This window comes from Pseudoalteromonas sp. NZS11_1 (assembly GCF_015864275.1).
Lineage (GTDB): Bacteria > Pseudomonadota > Gammaproteobacteria > Enterobacterales > Alteromonadaceae > Pseudoalteromonas > Pseudoalteromonas arctica.
On the sequence record NZ_JADYXK010000007.1, the window covers coordinates 65426 to 90886 of the forward strand.

Annotated in this window: 21 protein-coding genes; 5 read left to right on the forward strand and 16 right to left on the reverse strand. The window is 38.6% G+C overall.

Translation table 11 applies throughout. The features are described from left to right. Window positions 1-51: 51 nt before the first annotated feature. The 4 genes from I6F44_RS07605 to I6F44_RS07620 form a co-directional block, all read right to left on the reverse strand. On the reverse strand, window positions 52-429 hold the full coding sequence (locus I6F44_RS07605) for a hypothetical protein (RefSeq protein WP_007582705.1): 378 nt from the start codon (window positions 427-429) through the stop codon (window positions 52-54). A gap of 203 nt (window positions 430-632) precedes the next feature. After that, window positions 633-1181, reverse strand: a complete 549-nt coding sequence (locus tag I6F44_RS07610) for an NAD(P)H nitroreductase (RefSeq protein ID WP_121955105.1) — start codon at window positions 1179-1181, stop codon at window positions 633-635. Between the two features lie 130 nt (window positions 1182-1311). Then, window positions 1312-1995 (reverse strand): HvfX family Cu-binding RiPP maturation protein, encoded by a 684-nt coding sequence (locus tag I6F44_RS07615; RefSeq protein ID WP_121955106.1) that lies wholly within the window; start codon window positions 1993-1995, stop codon window positions 1312-1314. Between the two features lie 93 nt (window positions 1996-2088). Continuing rightward, window positions 2089-4050, reverse strand: a complete 1962-nt coding sequence (locus I6F44_RS07620; RefSeq protein WP_121955107.1) for an oxidoreductase — start codon at window positions 4048-4050, stop codon at window positions 2089-2091. Between the two features lie 219 nt (window positions 4051-4269). On the opposite strand from I6F44_RS07620, the gene sppA reads away from it, so the two are divergent. Continuing rightward, entirely contained in the window at window positions 4270-6135 is a 1866-nt protein-coding gene (sppA, locus tag I6F44_RS07625) for a signal peptide peptidase SppA (RefSeq protein WP_121955108.1), read from the forward strand. 82 nt (window positions 6136-6217) lie between these two features. Next, window positions 6218-7228: an asparaginase gene (ansA, locus tag I6F44_RS07630; RefSeq protein WP_007582693.1), complete on the forward strand. Its 1011-nt coding sequence runs from the start codon at window positions 6218-6220 to the stop codon at window positions 7226-7228. A 69-nt stretch (window positions 7229-7297) separates the two neighbouring features. Here ansA and gndA read toward each other — a convergent pair whose 3' ends face one another. Beyond that, window positions 7298-8671, reverse strand: a complete 1374-nt coding sequence (gndA, locus tag I6F44_RS07635) for an NADP-dependent phosphogluconate dehydrogenase (protein WP_010554474.1) — start codon at window positions 8669-8671, stop codon at window positions 7298-7300. Between the two features lie 377 nt (window positions 8672-9048). Here gndA and pyk point away from each other — a divergent pair, with 377 nt between their 5' ends. Next, window positions 9049-10485, forward strand: a complete 1437-nt coding sequence (pyk, locus tag I6F44_RS07640; RefSeq protein ID WP_007582689.1) for a pyruvate kinase — start codon at window positions 9049-9051, stop codon at window positions 10483-10485. 68 nt (window positions 10486-10553) lie between these two features. On the opposite strand, the gene I6F44_RS07645 is transcribed toward pyk, so the two are convergent. The 10 genes from I6F44_RS07645 to thrS form a co-directional block, all read right to left on the reverse strand. After that, entirely contained in the window at window positions 10554-11378 is an 825-nt protein-coding gene (locus I6F44_RS07645; protein WP_007582688.1) for a LytR/AlgR family response regulator transcription factor, read from the reverse strand. Then, entirely contained in the window at window positions 11371-12447 is a 1077-nt protein-coding gene (locus tag I6F44_RS07650) for a sensor histidine kinase (RefSeq protein ID WP_007582687.1), read from the reverse strand. Before I6F44_RS07650 ends, I6F44_RS07645 begins: the two co-directional genes overlap by 8 nt. Window positions 12448-12698: 251 nt before the next feature. After that, on the reverse strand, window positions 12699-14255 hold the full coding sequence (locus tag I6F44_RS07655; protein ID WP_010554472.1) for a SulP family inorganic anion transporter: 1557 nt from the start codon (window positions 14253-14255) through the stop codon (window positions 12699-12701). 129 nt (window positions 14256-14384) lie between these two features. After that, window positions 14385-14843, reverse strand: a complete 459-nt coding sequence (locus I6F44_RS07660; protein ID WP_007375323.1) for an Lrp/AsnC family transcriptional regulator — start codon at window positions 14841-14843, stop codon at window positions 14385-14387. 107 nt (window positions 14844-14950) lie between these two features. Then, window positions 14951-15592, reverse strand: a complete 642-nt coding sequence (locus I6F44_RS07665) for an MBL fold metallo-hydrolase (protein WP_121955414.1) — start codon at window positions 15590-15592, stop codon at window positions 14951-14953. Window position 15593: 1 nt separating this feature from the next. Next, window positions 15594-17411, reverse strand: a complete 1818-nt coding sequence (locus tag I6F44_RS07670; protein WP_197173543.1) for a M14 family metallopeptidase — start codon at window positions 17409-17411, stop codon at window positions 15594-15596. A 487-nt stretch (window positions 17412-17898) separates the two neighbouring features. Continuing rightward, window positions 17899-18258, reverse strand: a complete 360-nt coding sequence (rplT, locus tag I6F44_RS07675; protein WP_002960711.1) for a 50S ribosomal protein L20 — start codon at window positions 18256-18258, stop codon at window positions 17899-17901. Window positions 18259-18273: 15 nt separating this feature from the next. Then, window positions 18274-18474 carry a 50S ribosomal protein L35 gene (rpmI, locus tag I6F44_RS07680; protein ID WP_002960713.1) on the reverse strand — a complete coding sequence of 67 codons (201 nt, stop codon included), beginning with the start codon at window positions 18472-18474 and terminating at the stop codon, window positions 18274-18276. 212 nt (window positions 18475-18686) lie between these two features. After that, window positions 18687-19247 carry a translation initiation factor IF-3 gene (infC, locus tag I6F44_RS07685; RefSeq protein WP_002960714.1) on the reverse strand — a complete coding sequence of 187 codons (561 nt, stop codon included), beginning with the start codon at window positions 19245-19247 and terminating at the stop codon, window positions 18687-18689. A 59-nt stretch (window positions 19248-19306) separates the two neighbouring features. Beyond that, window positions 19307-21217, reverse strand: a complete 1911-nt coding sequence (gene thrS, locus I6F44_RS07690; RefSeq protein WP_007582683.1) for a threonine--tRNA ligase — start codon at window positions 21215-21217, stop codon at window positions 19307-19309. A gap of 355 nt (window positions 21218-21572) precedes the next feature. On the opposite strand from thrS, the gene I6F44_RS07695 reads away from it, so the two are divergent. Beyond that, window positions 21573-22019, forward strand: a complete 447-nt coding sequence (locus I6F44_RS07695) for a DUF3010 family protein (protein WP_007582681.1) — start codon at window positions 21573-21575, stop codon at window positions 22017-22019. 185 nt (window positions 22020-22204) lie between these two features. After that, the gene (locus tag I6F44_RS07700; RefSeq protein WP_197173544.1) at window positions 22205-23938 is read left to right on the forward strand and encodes an AMP-binding protein; all 1734 of its coding nucleotides are present in this window, start codon (window positions 22205-22207) and stop codon (window positions 23936-23938) included. Window positions 23939-24038: 100 nt separating this feature from the next. On the opposite strand, the gene hflX is transcribed toward I6F44_RS07700, so the two are convergent. Next, entirely contained in the window at window positions 24039-25388 is a 1350-nt protein-coding gene (gene hflX, locus I6F44_RS07705; protein ID WP_121954829.1) for a GTPase HflX, read from the reverse strand. Window positions 25389-25461 lie beyond the last annotated feature (73 nt).

The window sequence follows — 25461 nt, forward strand, 5'->3', positions numbered from 1 at the left end:
TAAGCTATTCACTTTAATAAAAGTGTAGTTAATGGACTAAAGTTAAACGCATTAATAATATTGTTTTGGTCTGCGAGCAATCCAAGAACAAATTAAACAAGCCAATATACTCAGTGCAGTAAAGGTAACGCCTTGAAAAATTAAATCAAATCGATTTAAATCATCACTTGGTACTACAACAAACATAAAAGCTGGTAGCACACTAAGCGATAAAACGTAGCAACATACTTTAAATGCACGCCCAAAGTCGAAACGTTTGGACTGGTGCATCCACCATGTTAACAACACAAGCATACCCATCGCTGAACCGGCTATAAAGTGTGATGCATTTGTGCTCATTGCAACATACAGTGTTACAAAAGCACCAATGATTCCCCAAATTGACCATGCTAGCCAATTCTCTTTTTCACGTAAAAATAAATTTCCCATAGTTTTCGTCTTCTTTATCGTTATTTTTATTAAGACTTTCCATAATGTATCAAAAAACAACCGATTAAAAAACAAACTGAAGAAGATTTAGTAAATTTAGTGCTTCCAAGCGCTTCTTACAGCCAAGCCATTAACTTTTGAATAATACTCTTTGTAACCTTAATGAATTATGACTATGTAAATTGCGCAAAGTTCATACTATTTCACAAATCACTAAAATAGTTTTCTGGCTTATGGCGAGGCGACTTTTTACAATAGACTTCGGGTGTACCTATATATAAATACCCTACTATTTCATCTTGCTCATGTAAGTTAAGCGCTTTTTTAACCGCGCTACTTTGTGCAAAGTAGCCTGTGCGCCAAACACCGCCTAACCCTTGGGCAAATGCAGCTTGTTGCATCGCAAGTACGCTGCACCCTGCGCTTTGTACTTGTTCTATTCGAGGAACTTTTGGGTGTTCTTGATATTTAGCAATTGCTATTACAATCATAGGCGCACGAAGGGGAAGCTCTTTAGCACGGTTAATTACTTTTTCTTCTTGTTGCTCTGCTAACGCACTTTGATGGTAAATTTCACCTAGTTTATTGCGTCCATCACCTTGAGCAACAATAAACTGCCAAGGGGCAATACAACCATGATCGGGAACGCGTAATGCTGCTTGCTTAATTATGTCGAGCTGCTCAGGGGAAGGGCCCGGCTCTGTTAGTTTAGAGTCTGATTGGCGGGTAAGTAAAAGCTCGATAGCGTTCATAACGATTCCTCAAAATTCAAAACGCTAGAGTAACATTTAAACCCTTAAAAAATAAATACCGAGAAATTAAAATGCAAAACGGCCGCAAAGGGTTAAGCTATGCGGCCGTTAGTAAAGTAGATTAAATACGTTATTCTTTTACAATATTTCGCCTTAACCAGTAATCTATACTAACAAAACGCCCACCGCCCATAAAAAACAAGCTAAGAAGCATAGCAAAATAAATTGCCGAAAATTCTATACCGTTGTTTAAAATAGACGGCTTGCCCTTTTCGTATAGGTAATCAGGAAAACCGTGTTCTTCAGCTAAGCCACGAATTTTACCTATTCGGTCTTGTACTTCTAGTGAGTTTTCAAGGCTTTCTTTAGCGCCCGGAATTGATAACCAATCGAGCACTTGCGCAGCACTTGTTTCTGGATTAGTTGGTGCTATTGCAAACCAACCATTATGCCAATGCACTGAGGTTGCAGCGACAACCATTGTGAACATAAGTGGGATACTGACCAAGCGAGTTAAAAGGCCAAGTAATAAAAACCAACCTCCTAAAAATTCACTCCAGCCAGCTAAAAAAGCTAGTAAGTCAGGAAACGGTAATCCTAAACCCCATTCATTATTACCAAACCATTGAACTACATCTGGAGATGCTAAAAAGTTATCAAAGAAACCTTCTGTCTCACCGCTTATAGCAAGTTTGTTATAACCTGCAATGATCATAACAGGGGCTAAAATTAAGCGAAATAGCAATGCAGGTAAACCATCTAAAAATAATAATTTACTCAATATTGCATCGTAAAGGCTGGTTAGTTTATTCATGCGTATCCTGTGTGTTCAATGTTTATTAAGTTATAGACTATAAACAGCAATGACCGCACGAATTAATAAACTATTTCAACTTGTTTACAAAGCTTAAATACTTCTAGCTACCTGAAGTGCTTCAAAAATAGCGCGTTTGGCATCAATAGCGGCAGCTAGTTTAGCGCCGCCTATAACATGTACATTTGCGTTATCTGTGTAATTTTCTAGCACTTCGTTATTAGAAACCTGACCGATACAAGCAATAACCGTGTCTACTGGCAGTACTTGAGTTTCACCAGCAACATTAATAGTAAGTCCGCTTTTATCAAAGCTTTGGTATTGGCAATCAGCAATTTGCTTAACGCCATGCTGCTTAGCAACTTGGCGATGTATCCAACCCGTTGTTTTACCAAGTTCGCTACCAAAACGACCCGCACTGCGTTTTAACATATACAATTGACGTTCATCTTTATGAGGTTGGGCTTGACACTCAATCCCCCATTGCGTTTTAAACTCGCTAATAGTTTGCGATTTATGTTCGCTTAAAAACGCAACCATATCAAAACCTATACCACCGGCACCTAAAATAGCAATTGATTTACCCAGCTCTACTTCGCCACGTATAACTTCGTCATAAGCAAACACACGCTTATCATCGCTACATTTAATTGATGCTTCACGTGGGCGAACGCCAGTTGCAAATACAATATCGTCATAGTTTTTAAGCATTGAATCGTCGTAAGCTTTACCAAGCTCTACAGTTACTTTTAATCGCTCAAGCTCATTAGTGAAGTAAGTAAGAGTATGGTTAAAGTCTTCTTTGCCCGGTATTTGCATAGCTAAATTAAATTGGCCACCCATTTGCGGTTTTTGATCAATTAACGTGACGTTATGCCCTTTTTGAGCCAAGTAACAACTTGCCGATAAACCAGCAGGGCCTGCACCGACTACTAATACGTTTTTAGCTTTGGTTGCTTGCTCTAACGGGTAATCTAGCTCAAATGCAGCTTGTGGATTAACTAAACACGTAGCACGTTTATTTTTAAATACGTGATCTAGACAACCTTGGTTACACCCTATACAAATATTAATTTGCTTAGATTGATTATTTGCGTATTTATTAAAAAACTCTGGATCGGCAAGTAGCGGCCTTGCCATAGAAATTAAATCAGCCTCGCCTGCATTTAAAATATCGTTAGCTATTTCTGGAGTATTAATTCGGTTAACAGCAATAACTGGCACGCTCACCACGTCTTTTAAACGTTTTGATGCTTCTTTAAATGCACCTGGCGGCACCATACTCGCAATAGTCGGTACACGCGCTTCGTGCCAACCAATACCTGTGTTAAAAATATCAACGCCCGCTTTTTCAAGCTCGGTAGCTTGAATGACAACTTCCTCTGGCGTTGAGCCGTTTGGAATTAAATCAATAACCGACAATCTAAAAATGATTAAGAATTGCTCAGATACTTTTGCTCTTACAGCTTTAACTATTTCAAGCGCAAGTCGCATTCTATTTTCTAGGCTGCCACCAAATTCATCTTCACGTTTATTGGTGTGCGGCGCCATAAACTCATTAATCAAATACCCTTCAGAACCCATAACTTCAACGCCATCGTAGCCGGCTTTTTCAGCCATATAGGCAGAGTGCGCAAAGTCTTTAATTGTTTTTTTAATCGAGCCAAGCGTCATAGCTTTAGGTTTATAAGGATTAATAGGTGCTTTTATTGCACTTGGTGCCTGATTGAATGGATGGTACGCATAACGTCCAGCATGTAATAATTGCAAACAAATTTTTCCGCCGTGTTTATGCACAGCATCTGTGTAAGCGCGGTGCTTAAATACATCGTAATAACTATTAAATGAAGATGAAATAGGTGTTAATTTGCCACGTAAATTAGGGCTGTATCCGCCCGTAATTAACATTGCAGTGCCGCCTTTTGCACGTGCTTCGTAAAATGCACGTAAGCGTTTGCGGTTATGCCATCCCTCTTCAAGGCCTGTATGCATTGAGCCCATCACTAAGCGGTTACGTAATTGTGTGTGTTTTAGTTGTAATTGTTGTTCTAACATCTTGTGCCCCGTTAACTGGTCTAACCTGTATACATTAGCTAATTCTGCTTTAATGGCAAGTAATAAGCAATATGTGCCTTCATTTAATTAAAAAAAGCCATAAAAACATGTATTAATAGCACCTCATAAACACTTCGTTACGATTTAGCAGTTAAATTTATTTTTATTCTAGGCTAAGATGGAACTAATGTATTAACTGTACCAAATTAAGGAGCTATTTTGATAGCAAAGGTATTTAAAGGTATTTGGACTGGAATTAACTTTTCTCGTCGTTTAATACTCAACATTCTGTTTTTATTACTGGTAATTGTTTTCTTAGTGTCACTCTCAAGTGACGACGATAAAATAATAGTTGAAAATGGCTCTGTGCTTAGGCTTAACCTAAATGGCCCTATTGTTGAAGAAAAAACATACATAGATCCGGTCGAAGCTGCAATTAGTGATGCAACTTCTGGTTCTGAAGCGCCAAGCGAAATATTACTCGACGATATTGTTGAAGTAATAAACGAAGCGACTAAAGACGATCGCATTACGGTGATGCTGCTTGATTTACAAGAAATGCCTAAAGCGCATTTAAACAAACTTAAGCAAATTACCAATGCTATCGATGCATTTAAACAAGCTGGCAAAAAAGTGATTGCATCGGGTTATTACTATACCCAAGCACAATACTATATTGCATCACATGCTGATGAAATAGCTATGCACCCATACGGTAGCGTAGGTATTGAAGGTTACGGCATGTATCCGCTTTACTTTAAAGATGCACTTGAAAAGCTTGAAGTAACGCAGCATATTTTCCGTGTTGGTACATTTAAGTCAGCAGTAGAACCTTTCATTCGTAACGACATGTCTGAAGCAGCCAAAGAAGCTAACCGTGTTTGGTTAGGCGCTCTTTGGAGCGAATACAAACAAGATGTTGCTGCGGTTCGCCCATTTGATGAGTCAAATTTCGACGAGACAATGGACGTATATCTTGAAAAAATGAAAGCTGCAGATGGTGATGCAGGTAAATATGCACTTGACCACCAGTGGGTTGATTCTTTAAAAACAAATCAACAAGTTCGCAAACAATTAATTGATTTAGTTGGCGCACAAGAAGATGGCAAAACATTTAAGCAAGTTTCATTTCGTGAATACTTAAGCTTGGTTAAACCACCGATTGAGTTTGATAACCCTATTACTGAAAAAGTCGCCGTTGTAGTTGCTAAAGGTACAATTGTGGATGGTGAGCGTAAAGCTGGCGAAATTGGTGGCGACTCTACAGCAGCCCTACTTCGTAAAGCACGCCTTGATGACAAAGTTAAAGCGGTTGTACTGCGCATTGATTCAGGTGGCGGTAGTATGTTTGCCTCTGAAGTTATTCGTGCAGAAGTATTAGCGCTTAAAGCTGCTGGTAAGCCTGTTATTGCCTCTATGAGCTCTGTAGCTGCATCAGGTGGTTATTGGATTGCCTCTGCTGCAAACGAAATCTGGGCAGCACCGAGTACTATTACAGGTTCAATTGGTGTGTTTGGTACGTTTATGACATTTGAAAAAACCTTATCTAAAATTGGTGTTTATTCAGATGGCGTTGCAACAACCGAAATGGCTGGTTTTTCTATCACTCGTCCCCTAAACGAAAAAATGGGTCAAGTAATTCAGATGAGCGTTGAAGAAGCATACGGTCGCTTTTTAAATGTTGTCGCTGATGCCCGTAATATGACGCCTGAGCAAGTTGATAAAATTGCCCAAGGCCGCGTATGGATTGCATCTCAAGCACTTGAACTAGGTTTAGTAGACAAACTTGGTGATAAACAAGATGCTATAAAAGCAGCCGCAGCACTTGCAAAACTTAATCACTATGAAGTTAAAACCATTAAACAAGATTTAAGCTCGCAAGAAAAAATGATTCAAAACATTTTTGGTAACGCGTCTATTAAATCGATGCTTGGTTTACAAACACAAAAAACATCTGTGTTAGCAACGCAAGCTAACTTGCAAAGCGTTATTAACCAATTAAGTACTGAAGTTGAAAACCTTAAAGATTACAACGATCCACAAGGTGTATATGCACGCTGTTTAGTGTGTAACGTTGCACAATAAAAGTGCATAGCTTTACCTAATCAGCTGTATTTAAAGTTACTTAACGTTATACTAAGCCCAGTTTTTTTACTGGGCTTTTTTTATGAAACGTAAACGCATTTATATCGCTTATACTGGCGGTACTATAGGTATGAAAAAATCGAGTCGAGGTTATATTCCTGCTGAAGGTTTTTTAACAGAAACCGTAGTAAACAACGCAGAGTTTAACCGTGATGAAATGCCTTTGTTTGATATTCACGAATACTGCCCTCTTATAGATTCTTCAGATATGTCTCCTGAGCATTGGCAACTTATTGCTGATGACATTAAAGATAAATACCAAGATTATGATGGTTTTGTTGTGCTTCATGGCACCGATACAATGGCGTATACAGCCTCAGCACTATCGTTTATGTTCGAAAATCTAACTAAACCTGTAATTGTAACTGGCTCACAAATTCCGCTTTCTCAATTACGCTCAGATGGTCAAGTAAACCTTCTGAATGCAATGTATTTAGCGGCAAATTATCCAATTGCAGAAGTAAGTCTATTTTTTAATAACCAACTGTTTAGAGGTAACAGAGCAACTAAAGCCCACGCCGATGGATTTAATGCATTTGCGTCGCCTAATCTTGATCCCTTAGCGTTATCGGGTATTAGTATTCAACTTATTAAAGGCCAACTTAGTCCTTATGTTGAAAATGAGCTGCAAGTTACCCCTATTACACCTCAACCCATTGGTGTGCTTTATTTATACCCTGGTATTAGTCAAGAAGTGGTTAAAAGCTTAGTTAACGGCAATATTAAAGCACTGGTGTTGCTTAGTTTTGGTGTAGGTAATGCACCGCAAGATCCTAACTTTTTATCAATACTTGAAGAGGCAAGTAAACGTGGCGTCGTTATTGTTAATTTAACCCAGTGCTTAAAAGGCCATGTAAATATGGGCGGCTATGCAACGGGTAATGCACTGTTAAATATTGGTGTTATTAGTGGGTACGATATGACCCTTGAAGCATGTTTAACTAAATTACATTATTTATTTAGCCAAAAGCTAGAAGTAGAGACGATTCGTCATTTAATGCAAGACAATTTACGTGGTGAGTTAAGCCGTTAAATCTCACAGCACCAAAAATACAAAAGGCACGCTAAATAGCGTGCCTTTATCGTTTTAAACAACTGTTTATTATCTAACTTTAGCGTCGATATCTACTAGGTCAGTTAAATGGCATGTTTCACCGCTATGGGTTTTAACGCCGTGCTCACCAAAGTAATCACGCTGGGCTTGAACTAAATGCCCATTACTCGGTGTGGTTAATGTTGCTAAATACGTTTGTGTAGCACCCAATACAGGGAATGCTAAACCAGTCATTATTGCTTGTCCGGTAATTTTGCGCAAAGAGTTAGACTCTTTCTCAAGGGTATCAATAAATTCAACACCTTGTGCAACGCTATCAAGGTAGTCAGCACGAATAATACAACCAGCACGCCACGTTTGAAGCGTTTTAGATAAATCAACTTTCCACTGATGAGTACGTGATGCACCTTTAATTAACGCTAAACCTTGGCGATACGCTAGTAAGCTTGCAAGTAAGAACGCTTCTTTTAGCTCTTCTAAATCAATTTCAACATTGTTAGTTGATTTAGATGCATACGTCATCTCTTGTGCAGCCGTTGTATTACATGCATTAGTTAAATGACGAGCTTGTACAGCAGCAACAAGTGAAGGAACTGCAATACCAAGTTCTAGTGCATTTTGCGCAGTCCAAAGACCAGTACCTTTAGCGCCAACTTTATTATCAATTAAGTCCGCAAGCGGTACATTATTATGATTTTCAAGTGACAATATGTGGCTAGAAATAGACAGTAAGTAGCTATTTAATTGACCTTCTGACCAGTCATTAAATATCTCAGCCACTTCTTTTGGAGAACGATTAGTGCCTAAACGAAGTAATTGGTACACTTCTGCAATAAGTTGCATAAGTGCGTATTCAATACCGTTGTGAACCATTTTTACAAAATGACCACTTGCTGATTGACCTACACGTGCAAAACACGAGTCGCCATTATAGCTAGCAGCTACTTTTTCAAACCATGGCTCAATACGTTCCCAACCACCCTCAGAACCACTTGCCATCATTGCAGGACCATGGCGAGCACCTTCTGCACCGCCAGAAATTCCCATAGTGGCAAATTCAAATTTATTTTGGTATTTAAGTTTACGCGTTATACCGTCTTTATAATTACTATTACCGCAATCGACAATCATATCGTCACAGTTAACGCCGGCCTCTACAAGTTCATTACAAACTGTATCAACTAACTCACCAGCAGGAACAAGTAATAAAATAGAACGAGGTGCCTCTAAACGCCTTACCATGTCTCTTAAATCAGAGACAATGTGAAGCCTATCAGCCATGCCTTGAGATTTAGCACAACTTAGTAACTCTTCACCCGCATGTGGGTTTTTGTCATAAGCGACTAGCGTTATCCCTTTTTCAATCAAGTTTAGGGCAAGATTTTTTCCCATAACGCCTAACCCTACTAATGCAACTTGCATCTAGTGTCCTCCTCGGTAACAACTATTTGGTTAGAAAATTCAGTGTATAAATTAAATAATACCGCGTGCATTATACTCATACAGTCATAAAATACTAATTATGAGTCAATACAACATGCTTTTTTATTACAGATAAATAAGCTACGTAATTATATCAAACATCAATGGTCTCGGGGTGACTAAAAGCAAAGCTAATTGAAATTAAGATCATTGACGCATTCTGACACCGGTGTCATAATGATGACACAATAGTTTTGTATAAAATAGTGGCAAACCTTTGAAGTTTGCACATAACTAAAATATTTTATTCTAATATAGATATTTTAAGTCAACAAAATAACGTCAACATGCTTTCACCAAGCAAACAGGAGAAATTGATGCTAAGACGCACGAAAATAGTCGCTACCCTTGGACCTGCTACCGATAGAGATAACAACTTAGAAAAAATTATTATCGCTGGGGCTAATGTAGTACGTTTAAACTTCTCACATGGTGTTGCCCAAGATCATAAAGACCGTGCACAAGCTGTACGCGATATTGCAAAAAGATTAGGCAAGCATATTGCTATCCTTGCTGACCTTCAAGGCCCTAAAATCCGCGTTTCTACTTTTAAAGAAGGTAAAGTAACGCTTGCTGTGGGTGCAAAATTTACCCTTGATGCAAAAATGGAAAAAGGCGAAGGCGACATAAACTCTGTAGGTATTGATTATAAAGAATTACCTAACGATGTAAGCCCTAACGATTTACTACTTCTAAATGACGGCCTTATTCAATTAAGTGTTGATGAAGTAGCTGGGCATTTAGTGCATTGTACAGTCACTGTTGGCGGTGTTTTATCTAACAATAAAGGTATTAACCGTTTAGGTGGTGGCTTAACTGCTCCAGCATTTACTGAAAAAGACAAAGAAGATTTAATAACTGCCGCTGAAATTGACGTAGATTACATTGCCGTATCATTCCCACGTAGTGGCGACGATATGCGCTACGTACGCTCACTTGCTGAAGCTGCTGGTTCAAAAGCACAGTTACTTGCTAAAATTGAACGTGCTGAAGCCGTTGAAACCCAAGAAGCTGTTGATGACATCATTTTAGCGTCTGACGCTGTAATGGTTGCTCGTGGTGATTTAGGTGTTGAAATTGGTGATGCTGCTCTTATGGGCAAGCAAAAACTAATTATTCGTCGTGCTCGTTCATTAAACCGTACTGTAGTAACAGCAACGCAAATGATGGAATCGATGATCGATAACCCTATGCCTACACGTGCAGAAGTTATGGATGTTGCAAATGCTGTTCTTGATGGAACAGATGCTGTAATGCTTTCAGCTGAAACAGCTGCAGGTGATTATCCTGAAGAAACAGTTGCGACTATGGCACGCGTTTGTTTAGGTGCTGAATCGCAAAAAGAAACGCACGTTTCTAAACACCGTTTAGATAGTCGCTTTTCTAACAATGCTGAATCAATTGCGCTTTCTGCTATGTATGCAGCTAATCACTTAGATTCTGTTAAAGCAATTATCACACTTACTGAATCTGGTAGTACGGCTAAATTAATGTCGCGTATCAGCTCAGGCTTACCAATCTACTCGCTTTCACGTCATGCGAGTACATTAGGTCAAACAGCACTTTATCGTGGTGTTTACCCAGTATTTTTTGATTCTACAAAAACTGAAAAAGACGGTATGGTAAAAGCCGCGCTTGATACTTTAGTTTCTCAAGGGTCTTTACAGTCTGGCGATACAGTAATTATTACTCACGGTGACTCAATGGAAACTGTGGGCGCAACTAACACAATGAAAATTGTAACTGTTGCGTAATTAAACGCCGAATATAAAAAATGCGAGCTTAGCTCGCATTTTTTGTGTCTGTAATAAAAGCGTTGGCTTTAACTTGCTAATGCCGCTTTAACCTTATCTCGGTAGCTACGGCTCACTTTTAATTCTTGGCCATTTTCAAGTACTAATAAATACTCACCACTTACTTGTGTAACCAGTTTACTAATTTGTTTTGTATTTACTATTGCGCTGCGGTGCACACGCACAAATAACTGAGGGTCGAGCTCTTGCTCAAGCTCTTTCATTGTTTTACGTAGAATATGCGTTTGTCCGTCTTCACAGTGTAAACACATATAGTCACCTGCTGCATCAACCCATTGGATAGTCGCTACAGGTACCCGTATAATTTCACCCTGCTCTTTTACAGCAAGCGATTCTGGGTAACGTCTGTCTGTTAGCATATCGCCAGTGGCTAATTTTTTAAGTATTTCTTCGCAATTGTTACCAGTAATACCGGCTACAAAACTCGCTAGTTTTTTCTTATGGGCGTTGTCTTGCTGCGTTTTTAAGTAGGTATGCACTTTTTCTACCGCCTGTTTTAGTCTGTTATCATCAACGGGTTTTAAAATGTAATCGAGAGCATGAATTTCAAACGCTTTTACAGCAAACTGGTCAAAGGCCGTTACAAATACAATCGCTGGTAATGCTTTTGAGCTTTCGCTAAGGGCTCTTGCTACTTCAAAGCCATTCATACCTGGCATTTGAATATCTAAAAAAACCAAATCAATTTTCTCGCTTTGACACATTTCAATTGCATCAGCGCCTGAACTACACAATTTAATTACTTCAATATCAGAGTATTCTTCGAGCCTTACCGCTAAACCTTTTCGTGCTAACGGTTCATCATCAACAATGAGTGTTTTTATTTTAGTCATTTTTCACAGCCTTCTCAAAAGGTACTCGCAGATTAACTTTTAATCCACTTGGCGTATTATGTGATAATACAAACGAATAATTATTTTCATACAACGTTTTTAATCTATCTTTGGTATTAGCGACACCTACGCCTTGAGCGTTAACTAATTGGCCATCGAGTATGTCAGTACCTGGGCCGTTGTCGCCCACTTCTAGTAATAACTCATTCGCAAATACCTGTGCTTTTATATCAATTACTCCACCTTCTGTTAGATGGGCAATAGCATATTTAATCGCGTTTTCTATAATAGGTTGCAAAATTAAGCTCGGTACTAAAGCCTCTTTAGCCTGCTCGCTTATATCTACATTTACCTTTAATCGCTCATCAAAACGTACACGTTCTATTTCTAAGTAAAGCATGAGTGCATGTAACTCTTGCTCTAGCGGTACTTTCTTTATTGGATCGGTATTTAATGTATAACGTAGAAAGTCACTTAGCCTTGCTACCATTAAGTTAGCATCTTTGTTTTCTTTAACCAAAATTAAAGTAGAAATAGCGTTAAGTGTATTGAATAAAAAATGGGGATTGAGCTGATACCTAAGCATTTTTAATTGCGCTTCGTGTGCCATAGTTGTGGCTTTTAGTGCTTTTTGTCGCTCACTTTGTAATAACTGATAATATTTAACACCAAAGTACAAACCACTCCAACATAAAATAATATATACAGAATCTAAGCCTTGCTGCAGGTAATAAAACCACTCCTCTGGTCTATAACCATGGCGGTATATTTCCCACAAATTAAATTTTTGAACGACAGCCCATAAAGTACCTGTTACATAAGAGGCACCAAATACCACAATCATTAATACCCAAGGCGAGGCATTCCAAATTTTACGGTAAATATACCTAAGCGGTACTGTCATTAAGCAACCAGCGTAAGCATTTAATAAAATAACAAATACGTATATATCACGCATTTCAAATACTTTAGAGCCAATATAATTTACTAACGCATAACCAATCCAGCCTGCAATTTGCAAAAGCCAAAAAAAGCGTTGTCTGTTATCGACTAAAGATTGCCAGTTCAAAATAGATGTTTACTCCGTATAGTTAAAGACTAATTCCATAAAATAGGCGCTTATTATTCTTTATTATTTTTACCTATGTAGGGCTAATTTTAATAAAATTAGATAGTCTTATTATATAGATTTATGAGTTTGCATAGCACTACAGCCTACCTTGCTTTTTAATAGTCTTACCGCAAACAAATAGTAGATACACTAAAAAAGCGAAAGGTTATTCACCTTTCGCTTTTTAAATATAAATAGCTTTGTGTAAATTAAGCTAGTTTGTCTGATGCTACTTTGTATGTTGGATCTTCAATCACATTCACTTCAACCAAATCACGTGCTTTATGCAACAACTGCGTACAGTCTTTACTTAAGTGACGTAAGTGAAGTTGTTTACCTGCTTTTGTGTACTTATCAGCAAGTGTGTCAATTGCTTCTATTGCACTGTGATCAGATACGCGGCTATGCTTAAATTCAACAATTACATTTTTAGGGTCATTTTTAACATCAAATAACTCTGCAAAGTTTTTAACTGAACCAAAGAAAAGCGGGCCATGTAACTCATATACTTTAGCGCCTTCTTCATCAATATAGTTAGTTGTGTATATGTGCTTAGCATGCTGCCAAGCAAATACTAATGCAGATACAATAACACCTACACATACTGCAATCGCTAAATCGGTAATAACAGTCACACCCGATACAAGTACTATTACGAAAGCGTCTGATAGAGGCACACGCTTCATCATTTTAAAGCTGGCCCATTCAAACGTACCTAATACAACCATAAACATAACACCAACAAGTGCAGCTAGTGGGATCATCTCAATTAAGCTTGAAGCGAATATGATAAACGCAAGCAACATCAATGCAGCACTTATACCCGATAAGCGAGAACGACCACCTGAGTTAATGTTGATCATTGATTGACCAATCATTGCACAACCACCCATAGCACCAAACATACCACAAGTAATATTTGCAGCGCCTTGGCCTATACACTCTTTATTACTATGACCGCGAGTTTCTGTAATCTCGTCAATTAAGCTAAGCGTTAATAATGATTCAATTAAACCAATAGCCGCTAAAATAAGTGCATAAGGAAAAATAATTTGTAGCGTTTCGAAAGTAAACGGCACCATAGGAATATGAAACTGAGGTAAACCGCCTGCAATTGTTGCAGCTTCGTCGCCTGTCATTCCTTTTAAGAAATCAACTACAGTATGCGCTTCTAAATCCAAACCAATGACTAAAGCAGTCACTGTAATAATAGCGACTAATGTAGAGGGTACAGCCGTTGTTAGTTTAGGTAAAAACTGAATAATAGCCATGGTTAAAGCCACTAAACCAAGCATAATATATAACGGGTTACCCGTCATCCATTCTTGTCCGCCCATACCATCAGGCACTTTAAATTGTCCTAACTGAGCAAGAAAAATAACAATAGCTAAGCCGTTTACAAAACCAAGCATTACCGGATGAGGAACCATGCGGATAAACTTACCGAGTTTAAATACACCCGCGAGTATCTGCAGTATGCCCATGAGCAATACGGTCGCAAATAAATACTCAACACCATGATCAAGCACTAAACTTACCATAACAACAGCTAGTGCACCGGTTGCACCTGAAATCATACCAGGGCGGCCACCAAATATAGCCGTGATTAAACCAACGATAAACGCGGCATATAGACCAACTAAAGGTTCTACATTTGCAACAAAGGCAAACGCAACAGCTTCTGGCACCAAGGCTAGCGCCACAGTTAATCCAGATAGAATATCGTTTTTAGCAGAGCTAGGCGCCCTACTGAGTAAGTTAAACATTGAGTTCCTCAAATGGTGTAATGGGTATCAAAAAAAGCGCTAAATTCTACCAAATTAGCGCTCAGTTAACAATTGTCATTATGTGGTTAAACTAAACTAAAAGAGGTTTAGCTTTTAAAAGAAGTGCTTTTATAAAGGGAGGGAAGTACTGCGTTTTACACATGTCATTGTTACATTAGAATGTACTTCTTGTACATATTCTAAGCTTAGTAAATTATCGCGTACAAAGTGCTCATAACCTTCTATGCCTTGTGAAATTATGCGTAGCATAAAGTCCATTGTTCCGGCCATGGTGTAACACTCTGTTACTTGATCATAACTCATTATAAGTTTTTCAAATTCAGCAAGGTTCTTTTTACCGTGATTTGATAAGCGCACATGTGCATATACAAGCATATCAAAGCCAAGTTTTTTCTCATCTAAAAGAGCCACTTTGCTTTTTATATAACCATCTTGCTCTAGCTTGGCAATTCGACGCCAGCATGGAGACTGAGACAAGCCTACTTTATCAGCAATTTCTGCGGTTGATAAACTAGCATCTTGTTGTAAAAGTGCCAATATTTGGCGATCTACGTGATTTAGAGACATTTTATTTCTTATTTATCAAATAAACTGGTTAAATTATACAACCATTTTAAAACTCAGTCTGCTTATTTTTAATTTTTATGCAGTTTGCCAAACTTCAAATAAGTAACTTAACCAAACTTACCACTCACAAAAGGATTTGTTTTTTTTTCAAATCCAACCGTAGTGTCGCTCCCATGCCCTGCCAATATTTTAGTATTATCAGGTAAGGTTAGAATATGCGTCTTAATCGACTCTATAAGTTGTTCGCTGTTCCCCTTAGGGAAATCAGTTCGCCCTACTGAGCCTTTAAAAATAACATCACCTACAATAACGCATTCATTGTCTTGTTGATAAAACACAATATGACCAGGTGTATGCCCTGGGCAATGCTTCACTAAAAAGCTAAGTTTACCTACGCTCACAGTGTCGTTATGGTTTAGCCAAATATCCGGATAAAAAGGCTCAATGGGTTTAAACCCGAACATTTGTGCTTGCATAGGTAAGTTTTCAAACCAGAAGTACTCATCTTTTTGTGGGCCAATAATTTGTACGTTAAATTGATTACGTAAAATATCAGCCCCACCCACATGATCTAAATGCCCGTGCGTTAACCAAATAGCACTTAATTCTAGTTTATGCTCATTAAGGGCTGCTACTATTTTATCAGGGTCGCCACCTGGGTCTATGACTACGGCTTGTTTAGTTTCACTACACCAAATAATACGACTATTTTGTGCAAATGCAGTGACGGGTATGGTTATAATTTGCATATTAGATTTCTTTACTTTTTTGATCCGGAATAACAACTTCTTCTTCAAATGACATCAATATTGGGTACTTTAAGTACGCTTGATCATAAAATGGACTTTGCTCATATAACCAGTTTAATCTCGCATCAGCGTCGCTTGCGAACGATTTATCTTTAAGCTTTTCATCAAACTTAAGCGCTAGCTTTGGATTGTCTTTTAGCATTTGGCGTGCAAACGGAATTAGTGCATAGTTTTCCATATACTCAGTACGCTGAAAAATAGTATTAAATTCCCCCCATGCAAAAAACGAATCTGGTGCTTCAGGATGCAATAAATGCACAGCAAGCTCACCTGCTTTTTGTTGAGTATTGACTTGATACCAACCATCTAAATCTACATTTATTGCAGGGACATAATCAAAACTTGCTGACACTCTAAAACGGCCTTCAAATGGTGCTTTATCAAACGTGTAGTCTGCCACCTTTGCTACTTTTAAAGGCTGTGTGTTTGCCCCTTCAAGTTTATTAATAGAGACACCATGTAACTTTAGTTTCTTAATAATATTGCGATATACAGGCGGAATAAAAAAAGCTTTAGGTACTTCAACTGTATGTTGTACATCTTTTTGCCAATAAATAGGTAAGTCGGTATATGTATGTGCTTTACCCAAATACTTCACTTCATTTTGGCCTGAGAGCGCATTCATGCTTGATGAATACTCAATACCTTTAAACTGCGCAATCGTATCAGCTTGCTTGGCATAGCCACGCTTTACTATTAACTGTTTAGGAACAAATTCCTGTTCTTTTTTTACTGCATTAGCTAATTCATGACTGTGCTTTGATAGCGCAGTAATAGCACCATCTAAAAATACGTAAGTTCCTAATACACGTTGCTTGTAAGGCTTCAATGAATGATTTTCAACTAAAATAGTCGGTAATGACTTTAAATCACCCCAACCATTTGAAAAGCGCGGCGTAGCAACCCATCCCGCTAATCCTTTTTTAAAGTCGCGCTTGTCCATAACAAAAACAAGTGGCCCTGGCATGTGCCCTTGCTTAGCTAGCGTATCGTCAATCAGAGGCTTAAAAAACTGGTTTAGTGCATCAGATACCGCAGGCGACTCGCTTGAAAATACCGGACTGTAGCCATAAGTCACATCATATTGGTAATCTGCGCCGTCGGTTACGTGTACATCAATGTATAAATTTGGGTTGTAGTCGTTAATAACCTTTAAAACACTTCTAACTTCTGGGGTATCTAATTTAGTAAAATCGCGATTTAAATTAAGGTTATTAGCATTTGTTCTAAAGCCCATTTTTGCAGGGCCCCGTTGATTGATGCGATTGAATGCACTGCTACGTTCGTGTCCATCTACATTTAAAATAGGAATAAATAATATGTTTACCTTTTTTAAAATGTCACGGCGCTTACCCGTCGCTATATCTCTGAGTAACATAAACATGGCATCTTTACCGTCTATTTCACCAGAATGTATTCCTGCCTGGATAAAAATAGTTGGCTTAGTACTATTAGCCATTTGCCTTGCTTCAAAAAAGCCTTGCTCACTGGCAATCAACATTTTTATTGCACGCTTGCTATTACTATAGCCTATGGTTTGAGATTGAAACTGAGTAGGGTTTGCAGCAACTAACCTATCTACAAATGCCATTGTATTTGCATAATCTGGCGACGCTTCCCCTTCTGACAACTCAAAATCAGTAGTTAACGGCCCTTGTTTTTGTAAAAGCTCTACGCTTTTCCCCTGCCACTCAATTAATGGAGGTAAGTGTGCGTCATACGCCACACTTGCAGATAAAACTAGTAAACTTGCAAACATAAAATTCTCTAACAAACGCCTTAATTATATAAATTATATCAACTAAATTTTTTATAATGAGGAAACTGCGGTGATTCAACAAAAAAATGCAGCCAACTACATCTCACTCATTCACACCTGTCTTTTAAGGCTATATAACATTATTAATGTACAGTAATTCATTACATAACTATTTATACCAACTCGTAAAAATACTTAATCAATTTAAGGGATTACATCTGACGCTAACAGCGTCAAAAATGTCTGATATACGTCTGCATGGATCCAGGAGAGTGAGTAATGATGGAGCAATTCCCAAGAACAACTAAATAGTGAATTTCGCCCTGCTCTAACGTAATTTTTTATCGCTAAATAGAGCTCATATAAGTAGATGGGTATTAATTTGAAAAAGCCAATTTAGCTCAGCTATAAAAAAGTGTAAGTTATTAAATTACAGGCACAAAAAAAGGAGCCATAGGCTCCTTTTTTAATACTTATATGAAAAAGCTTAAGCGGCTAGGCCTTCTTTTGCTTTTTCTACAAGCGCTGCGAATGCAACTTGGTCATAAACAGCGATATCTGCAAGGATCTTACGATCGATTTCTACAGATGTCTTTTTAAGACCATTGATAAAACGGCTGTAAGACAGACCATTTTGACGTGAAGCAGCATTGATACGTGCAATCCATAATTGACGGAAAGTACGTTTCTTCGCACGACGGTCACGGTAAGCGTATTGACCCGCTTTAGTAACAGCCTGGAAAGCTACGCGGTAAACACGTGAACGTGCTCCGTAGTAACCTTTTGCTTGTTTTAAAACTTTTTTGTGACGTGCACGTGCGACAACGCCGCGTTTAACTCTTGCCATTTCTAAAAACCCCTATTAAGCGAACGGTAACATACGTGAAACTAGACCATGGTCATTTTTATGAACCATCATCTTAGGACGTAGGTGTAACTTACGCTTAGAAGTTTTCTTAGTCAGAATATGACGAAGATGCGCTTGTTTACGCTTGAAACCGCCAGAAGCAGTCTTTTTGAAACGCTTAGCAGCGCCACTGTGACTTTTTAGCTTATAAGCCATTGCAATAACTCCAAATTGTATTGCTTTTAAATTAGTAAGCAGGCGTGAGATATATTTCTATAGCTCCACTTTTAGGCCTAACTTACTGCCATGTTCCGGTGAAGACCCAGCATAAATGCCGCAATCTTACTTTAATACCGGTTAACTCAGGTGAATATTCGCATATTACTTGCAGACCTGAGCTAATTTCGGTGCGTATTATCGCTTAAAAATTATTTTTTAGCAACAGGCGCCATCATCATAACCATTTGGCGACCTTCAACACGATTTGGGAAAGACTCAACTACTGCAAGTTCTTCTAAATCGGCTTTGATACGGTTTAATAATTCTATACCAATTTCTTGGTGAGCCATTTCACGACCACGGAAGCGGATAGTAATCTTAGCTTTATCGCCAGCTTCTAAGAACTTACGTAAGTTGCGAAGCTTAACCTGATAATCACCTTCATCCGTACCAGGACGGAATTTGATTTCTTTTATCTGGATTTGCTTTTGCTTCTTCTTCTGCTCTTTTAATTCTTTGCTTTTTTCAAAGATGAACTTACCGTAATCCATGATTCTACAAACAGGCGGCTCAGCGTTTGGACTGATCTCAACAAGATCAACACCCGCTGCATCGGCCATAGTTTGCGCGTCTTGTAATGACTGAATTCCAGCTTGTTCGCCTTCAATGTCAATTAAACGAACTTCTTGCGCTGTAATTTCTTCGTTAATACGATTTTTTTGAGCTGTTTGTTGCCCTTTCTTGCCGCCTCTAATAGTACGTTCCTCCAAGAATATCAATAATATAAGCGTGTAATTGGCTGTTTGTTAATGCCTTACACGCTCGATTTTTACTGTCGATTTTTAATTTCTTCGCTAATTTTAGCTACAAAATCATCGACATTAAATTTGCCTAGGTCTTCACCTGTGCGAGTACGCACTGCTACTTCTTGTTGTTCAACTTCTTTATCGCCAACAACAAGCAAGTATGGAATACGCTTCAGTGTATGCTCACGGATTTTAAAGCCAATCTTCTCATTTCTCAAGTCAGCAGCGGCTCTAATTCCAAGTTTATTTAATTTTTGTACAACTTCTTTAACATAAGGAGCCTGTTTATCGGTAATATTCATAATTACCACTTGCTTTGGCGCAAGCCACGTTGGGAATAAACCAGCGTACTCTTCAGTTAAAATGCCAATAAAGCGTTCAATAGAACCTAAAATAGCACGATGTATCATTACAGGTGTACGACGTTCGTTATTTTCTGCTACATAAGTAGCGCCTAAACGACCCGGTAATGCAAAGTCTAATTGCACTGTACCACACTGCCACGCTCTGTCTAAACAATCGTATAAAGTAAATTCAATCTTTGGACCATAAAACGCGCCTTCACCCGGAAGATAATCAAATTCAATATCGTTTAGCTTAAGTGCTTCGGCTAAAGCAAGCTCTGCTTTATCCCACATATGGTCTTCACCAATGCGTTGTTCTGGGCGAGTAGATAGCTTAACTACAATCTTCTCAAATCCGAATGTTTCATATGTATCATAAACCATCTTAATACACGCTGAAACTTCGTCCATTATCTGCTCTTCGGTACAGAAAATGTGAGCATCATCTTGTGTAAAGCCACGTACACGCATTAAACCGTGTAGTGCACCTGATGGTTCATTACGATGACAACAGCCAAATTCAGCCATACGAAGTGGTAAATCACGGTACGATTTTAAACCCTGGTTAAAGATCTGCACGTGTCCTGGGCAGTTCATTGGTTTAATCGCGTATTCACGCTTTTCAGACTCAGTGGTAAACATTGCTTCTGAATATTTTTCCCAGTGACCTGATTTTTCCCAAAGTGAACGGTCCATCATCATTGGACCTTTTACTTCTTCGTACTCATATTCGCGTAACTTTTCACGTACAAATTCTTCAAGCTCGCGGTAAATGCTCCAACCATCGTTGTGCCAAAATACCATGCCTGGCGCTTCTTCTTGCCAATGCCATAAATCAAGCGCTTTACCAATACGGCGGTGATCGCGTTTTTCAGCTTCTTCAAGGCGTTTTAAATACGCTTTAAGTTGCTTTTTATCGCCCCACGCTGTGCCGTAAATGCGTTGTAGCATTTTGTTTTCTGAATCACCACGCCAATATGCACCCGCAACTTTCATTATTTTGAAGTTTTGGCAAAATTTCATGTTAGGAACGTGAGGTCCACGACACATGTCTACATATTCTTCGTGATGATATAACCCTGGGCGGTCATCTTTAGCGATATTTTCGTCCAGTATTTCTATTTTGTATGTTTCGCCACGCGCTTCAAATGTATCGCGTGCCTCTTGCCAGCTTACTGTTTTTTTCACTACGTCGTAGTTGGTTTTTGCAAGTTGCAGCATACGCTTTTCAATTGCTTCAAGATCATCTTGTGATAATGAATGTTCCATATCGATATCGTAGTAAAAACCGTTATCAATGGTAGGACCAATTGCCATTTTTGCGTCTGGGAAAAGTTGCTTAACTGCATGACCAATTAAGTGAGCACAAGAGTGACGAATGATTTCAAGGCCGTCATCGTCTTTAGCGGTAATGATCTCAAGACGAGAGTCTTCACTAATTAAATCACATGCATCAACACGGTCGCCATTAACACGACCCGCAATGGTCGCTTTAGCTAAACCAGGGCCAATATCGTTTGCAACATCAAGCGTGCTTACAGGGTTTTCAAAACTACGTTGACTTCCGTCTGGAAGAGTAATAACTGGCATTATAAATCCTTGCTACAGTGGTGACACCTACAATGTATCACGTGTATTTTTAATAAATTAAATGAGAATGACTCGACAACGCTTTTACGAATAAGCATTGACTAATAAATGTAGATGCAGAGTCTATTCAACTACAAAGATATATTGTCGCGTGCTGCGCATTTAATTACAAGTTTTAAGGGGTGAAATCCACCCGTTTTGAGCACAAAATGTAACTTTTAGAGCAAAAAAAATCATTTCATTAAAATATAAAAGCATCAACGCACTAATTACGCACCTACAACTATACCTACACTCGCATTTTAATGTGTGTTGCGTATAATACTGCGTAATTAAGTTATTTTAGAGAATAGACATGAGAACATGTGGTGTAGAAATTACCGGTAGTGATGTACTACTTTGTATTTTAAGTAAAGATAATGACGTATTTGATATTCGCGATGTGCGCCAAACACGCTTTACCTTAGGTAACGGTAACGACACTGAAGTAATGCGTAAATTTCAATTCGATTTTGCAAAATTAATGCAAGATTACCAAATTGATTCTGTTGCAATCCGTGAGCGTCAGCCTAAAGGTAAATTTGCTGGCAGCGCAAAGGGATTCAAAATGGAAACTGCGATTCAATTAATCGACAATTTAGACGTACGTTTATTTACCACAACTGAAATTAAAGAACAGGTAAAGCGTAATCCTATTCCTATTGATTTTGAAGAAACAGGCCTTAAAAAGTACCAAGAAAATGCTTTTGTAAACGCTTACGTTTACATAATGAAAAAAACATACCGCAGCGACGAAATGTAAATTTATTGCTCGTTTAAAAACGCGTACTTACAGTGTAAGACGCGTTTTTTTGTATCTAAAAAACATGATTAGATTTTATTAATCTAATCATACATTAGTCTAACTGCACTTCTCTTTGTCGACAATATGTGTTTATTTTAACTTTGTAGTTTACATAACTCACACACATTTTCATGGAGAGAGCAATGCACACACACACTATTGCGGTAAAAGAAGTAGAACAAATAAATCACTTACCTTTATCGCAAAGCTATTTTAAAGGTATACAAAGCACACCTTTAACAAATTCAACTATAGGCGAGTACTTTGACTTTATTGTCGACAAAAATCCAGAGGCGTTAGCTGTTGTAGTTCATCACCAGGGTATTCGCTTAACGTATAAAGAATTTCAAAAAGAAGTTAATCAACTTGCTATGGGGTTGCTGGCACTTGGCGTGAAACCAGGCGAGCGTGTTGGTATTTGGTCTCCTAATAATATTGAGTGGTGCTTAACCCAATTTGCAACCGCAAAAATTGGCGCAATAATGGTTTGCATCAACCCTGCATATCGCCCTAACGAATTACAATACGCCTTAAATAGTGTTGAATGCTCTACTCTAATCACAGCATCAAACTTTAAAGGCAGTGATTATTTAGAAATGCTCAATGGTTTGGCTCCAGAACTTGCAACTTGCGATAAAGACACACTTAATTTAAAAGCACTGCCCACTCTTAAAAATATAATCCGCATTGGCGATGAAGCATCTCCTGGTATGTACTCTTTTAATGATGTTATTAACTTGCCAACATCGGCACATGAGCTTGAATTAAAAGCAATAGGTGCAAACTTAAATGCTGAGCAAGACATCAATATACAATTTACATCAGGCACAACAGGCAACCCAAAAGGCGCAACGCTCACTCATAAAAATATTTTAAATAATGCGCTATTCGTCTCCGAATCTATGCACTTTACGAGCGATGACAAGTTATGTATCCCTATCCCGTTATATCATTGCTTTGCAATGGTATTGGGTAGCTTATTGTGTGTTAGTAAAGGTGCAGCAGCCGTTTACCCAGGCGATTCGTTCGATGCAAAAACCACACTAGATGTAGTTCAACAAGAAGGATGTACAGCGCTGCACGGTGTACCTACTATGTTTATTAGTGAGCTTGAGCTAAGTAATTTTAACGATTATGACTTAACTACTTTACGCACGGGTGTAATGGCAGGCTCTACATGCCCAGAGCAAGTAATGCGCAAAGTACAAACACAAATGAACATGCATCAAGTACTGATTGCTTACGGGCAAACGGAGTGCAGTCCCATAAACAATATTACCGAAACAGACTCTTCAATAGAGCGGCAAGTAACAACGGTTGGCCGCGCACTTGCCCATACCGAGGTTAAAATTATTGACGAGTTGGGTAACATTCAACAAATTGGTCAACCTGGCGAAGTGTGTAGTAAAGGTGCAGGTATAATGCGCTGCTATTGGAATGACGATGCTAAAACAAAAGCCACAATAGATGACAACGGTTGGCTACACTCTGGCGATTTAGGTGTCATGGATACAGAAGGGTTTGTCACTATTGTTGGCCGTATTAAAGATATGATTATTCGTGGCGGCGAAAACATTTACCCGCGCGAAATAGAAGAAGTGCTTTACACCTACCCGGGCATTCAAGATGCTGCCATATTTGGTATAACAGATGAAAGGTATGGCGAGGAAGTGTGCGCTTGGATCCAACCAAAAGAAGACGCTGTGCTTGATGAGCAAGCAATTCGTGAGTTTTTAAAAGACAAACTAGCCTATTTTAAAATGCCACGACATATCCGTTTTGTAGAAAACTATCCAATGACAGTAACAGGTAAACTGCAAAAATTTAAAATGCGTGAGCAAATGCAAGAAGAGCTAAGCGACAAAGCCTTCTCCTAATTTTTCTCTACAAAAAATCTGAACTCTGAATAATAAATCTACCTCAAGTAACGATTAAAAGGCACAGCCAATTGGCTGTGCTTTTTGTATACTAAATTTATTATAAATCTAACATTCTCTTTTTTAAACGTTCTAAATCAATCGCACTCGAGCGCACTGTTAATTTAATGTGGCTGTATTCATATTCTTCTTTAACAACACTCATACTAGATCGAATTTCGCCCACGATACCTTTGGCTGTGTACGGTATAACAATCTCTTCTTCAATCATGTCCTCTTGAGCAATGCCAATAATGTATTTGTGCAATTTACTAATATCATCTGGATTACGCGTAGAGGTCATCATCGCATCAGGAAATTCATCCATTAGCGACTGCTGCTGCTCAGTACTTAATTGGTCTGACTTATTCAGTACTAATAATTTTTTGCTGCCTTCCACCCCAACTTCTGCCAGTACTTTATGTACTACTTCAAGTTGTGAGCGAAAAGAAGGATCTGAAGCATCTACAACATACAGCAATAACGACGCATCATGTGCCTCAGCGAGCGTTGAATGAAATGAAGCCACCAAATCATGAGGTAATTTTTTAATAAAACCAACCGTATCTGAAACCAATATACGTGGCTGCGTAATCGGGTACAGTGCGCGAACAGTGGTATCTAGCGTTGCAAAAAGTTTGTTTTCGCCTTCTACATCACTACCTGTAATTGCGCGCATCATTGATGACTTGCCCGCATTGGTATAACCAATTAAAGCCACTGAGAATAGCTCAGAGCGCTGCGTACGTCTGTCCATCATTACATCTTGAACACTAACAAGTTCGCGCTTTAATTCTGCTAACTGATCGCGCACCTTACGGCGATTAAGCTCAAGTGTGGTTTCACCCGCACCTTTACCCATTTGGCGTTCTTTATCACCTGTTGATGTTTCACGCAGTCGTGGCGCGACATAATTAAGGCGAGCAATTTCAACTTGTAATTTTGCAGTTTTAGTACGCGCATGACGGCTAAATATTTCAATGATAATACCGGTGCGATCAAATACTTCCACACCCAGCTGGTTCTCAACATTACGTAGTTGAGAAGGCGTTAAATCACAGTCAAATACCACTACATCGGCACATGCAAAATCAAGTTCGTCTGATGGGATTTCTGAGGATATTTCGGTTAAAGGGCCTTCATCAAGTAAATCATCTTCTTGCTCGTTTTCAACCATCCCTTTATTGCCGGTAAGGTGTGCTATTTCAGCTAGTTTTCCTGAGCCCAGTACATTAACTTTTTGGGTAGAACTTTGCTTTTGCGATTGTGTACCTACTACTTTAAAGCCTAACGTAGTTACCAAACGAGCAAGCTCTGCTAGCGACTCTGTTGCTTCGTCACCTTTAAATTGTGGTGTACTAATAGAAATAAGTAACGCATTAGGAAGTGATGGTTTTGCAGTTAGTTGCATAATTTTTTGTCTTAATGCACCTAAAGTGCAAACCTAATTTTCATTCGAAAGTAACTTGATCCTACGCTGTTAT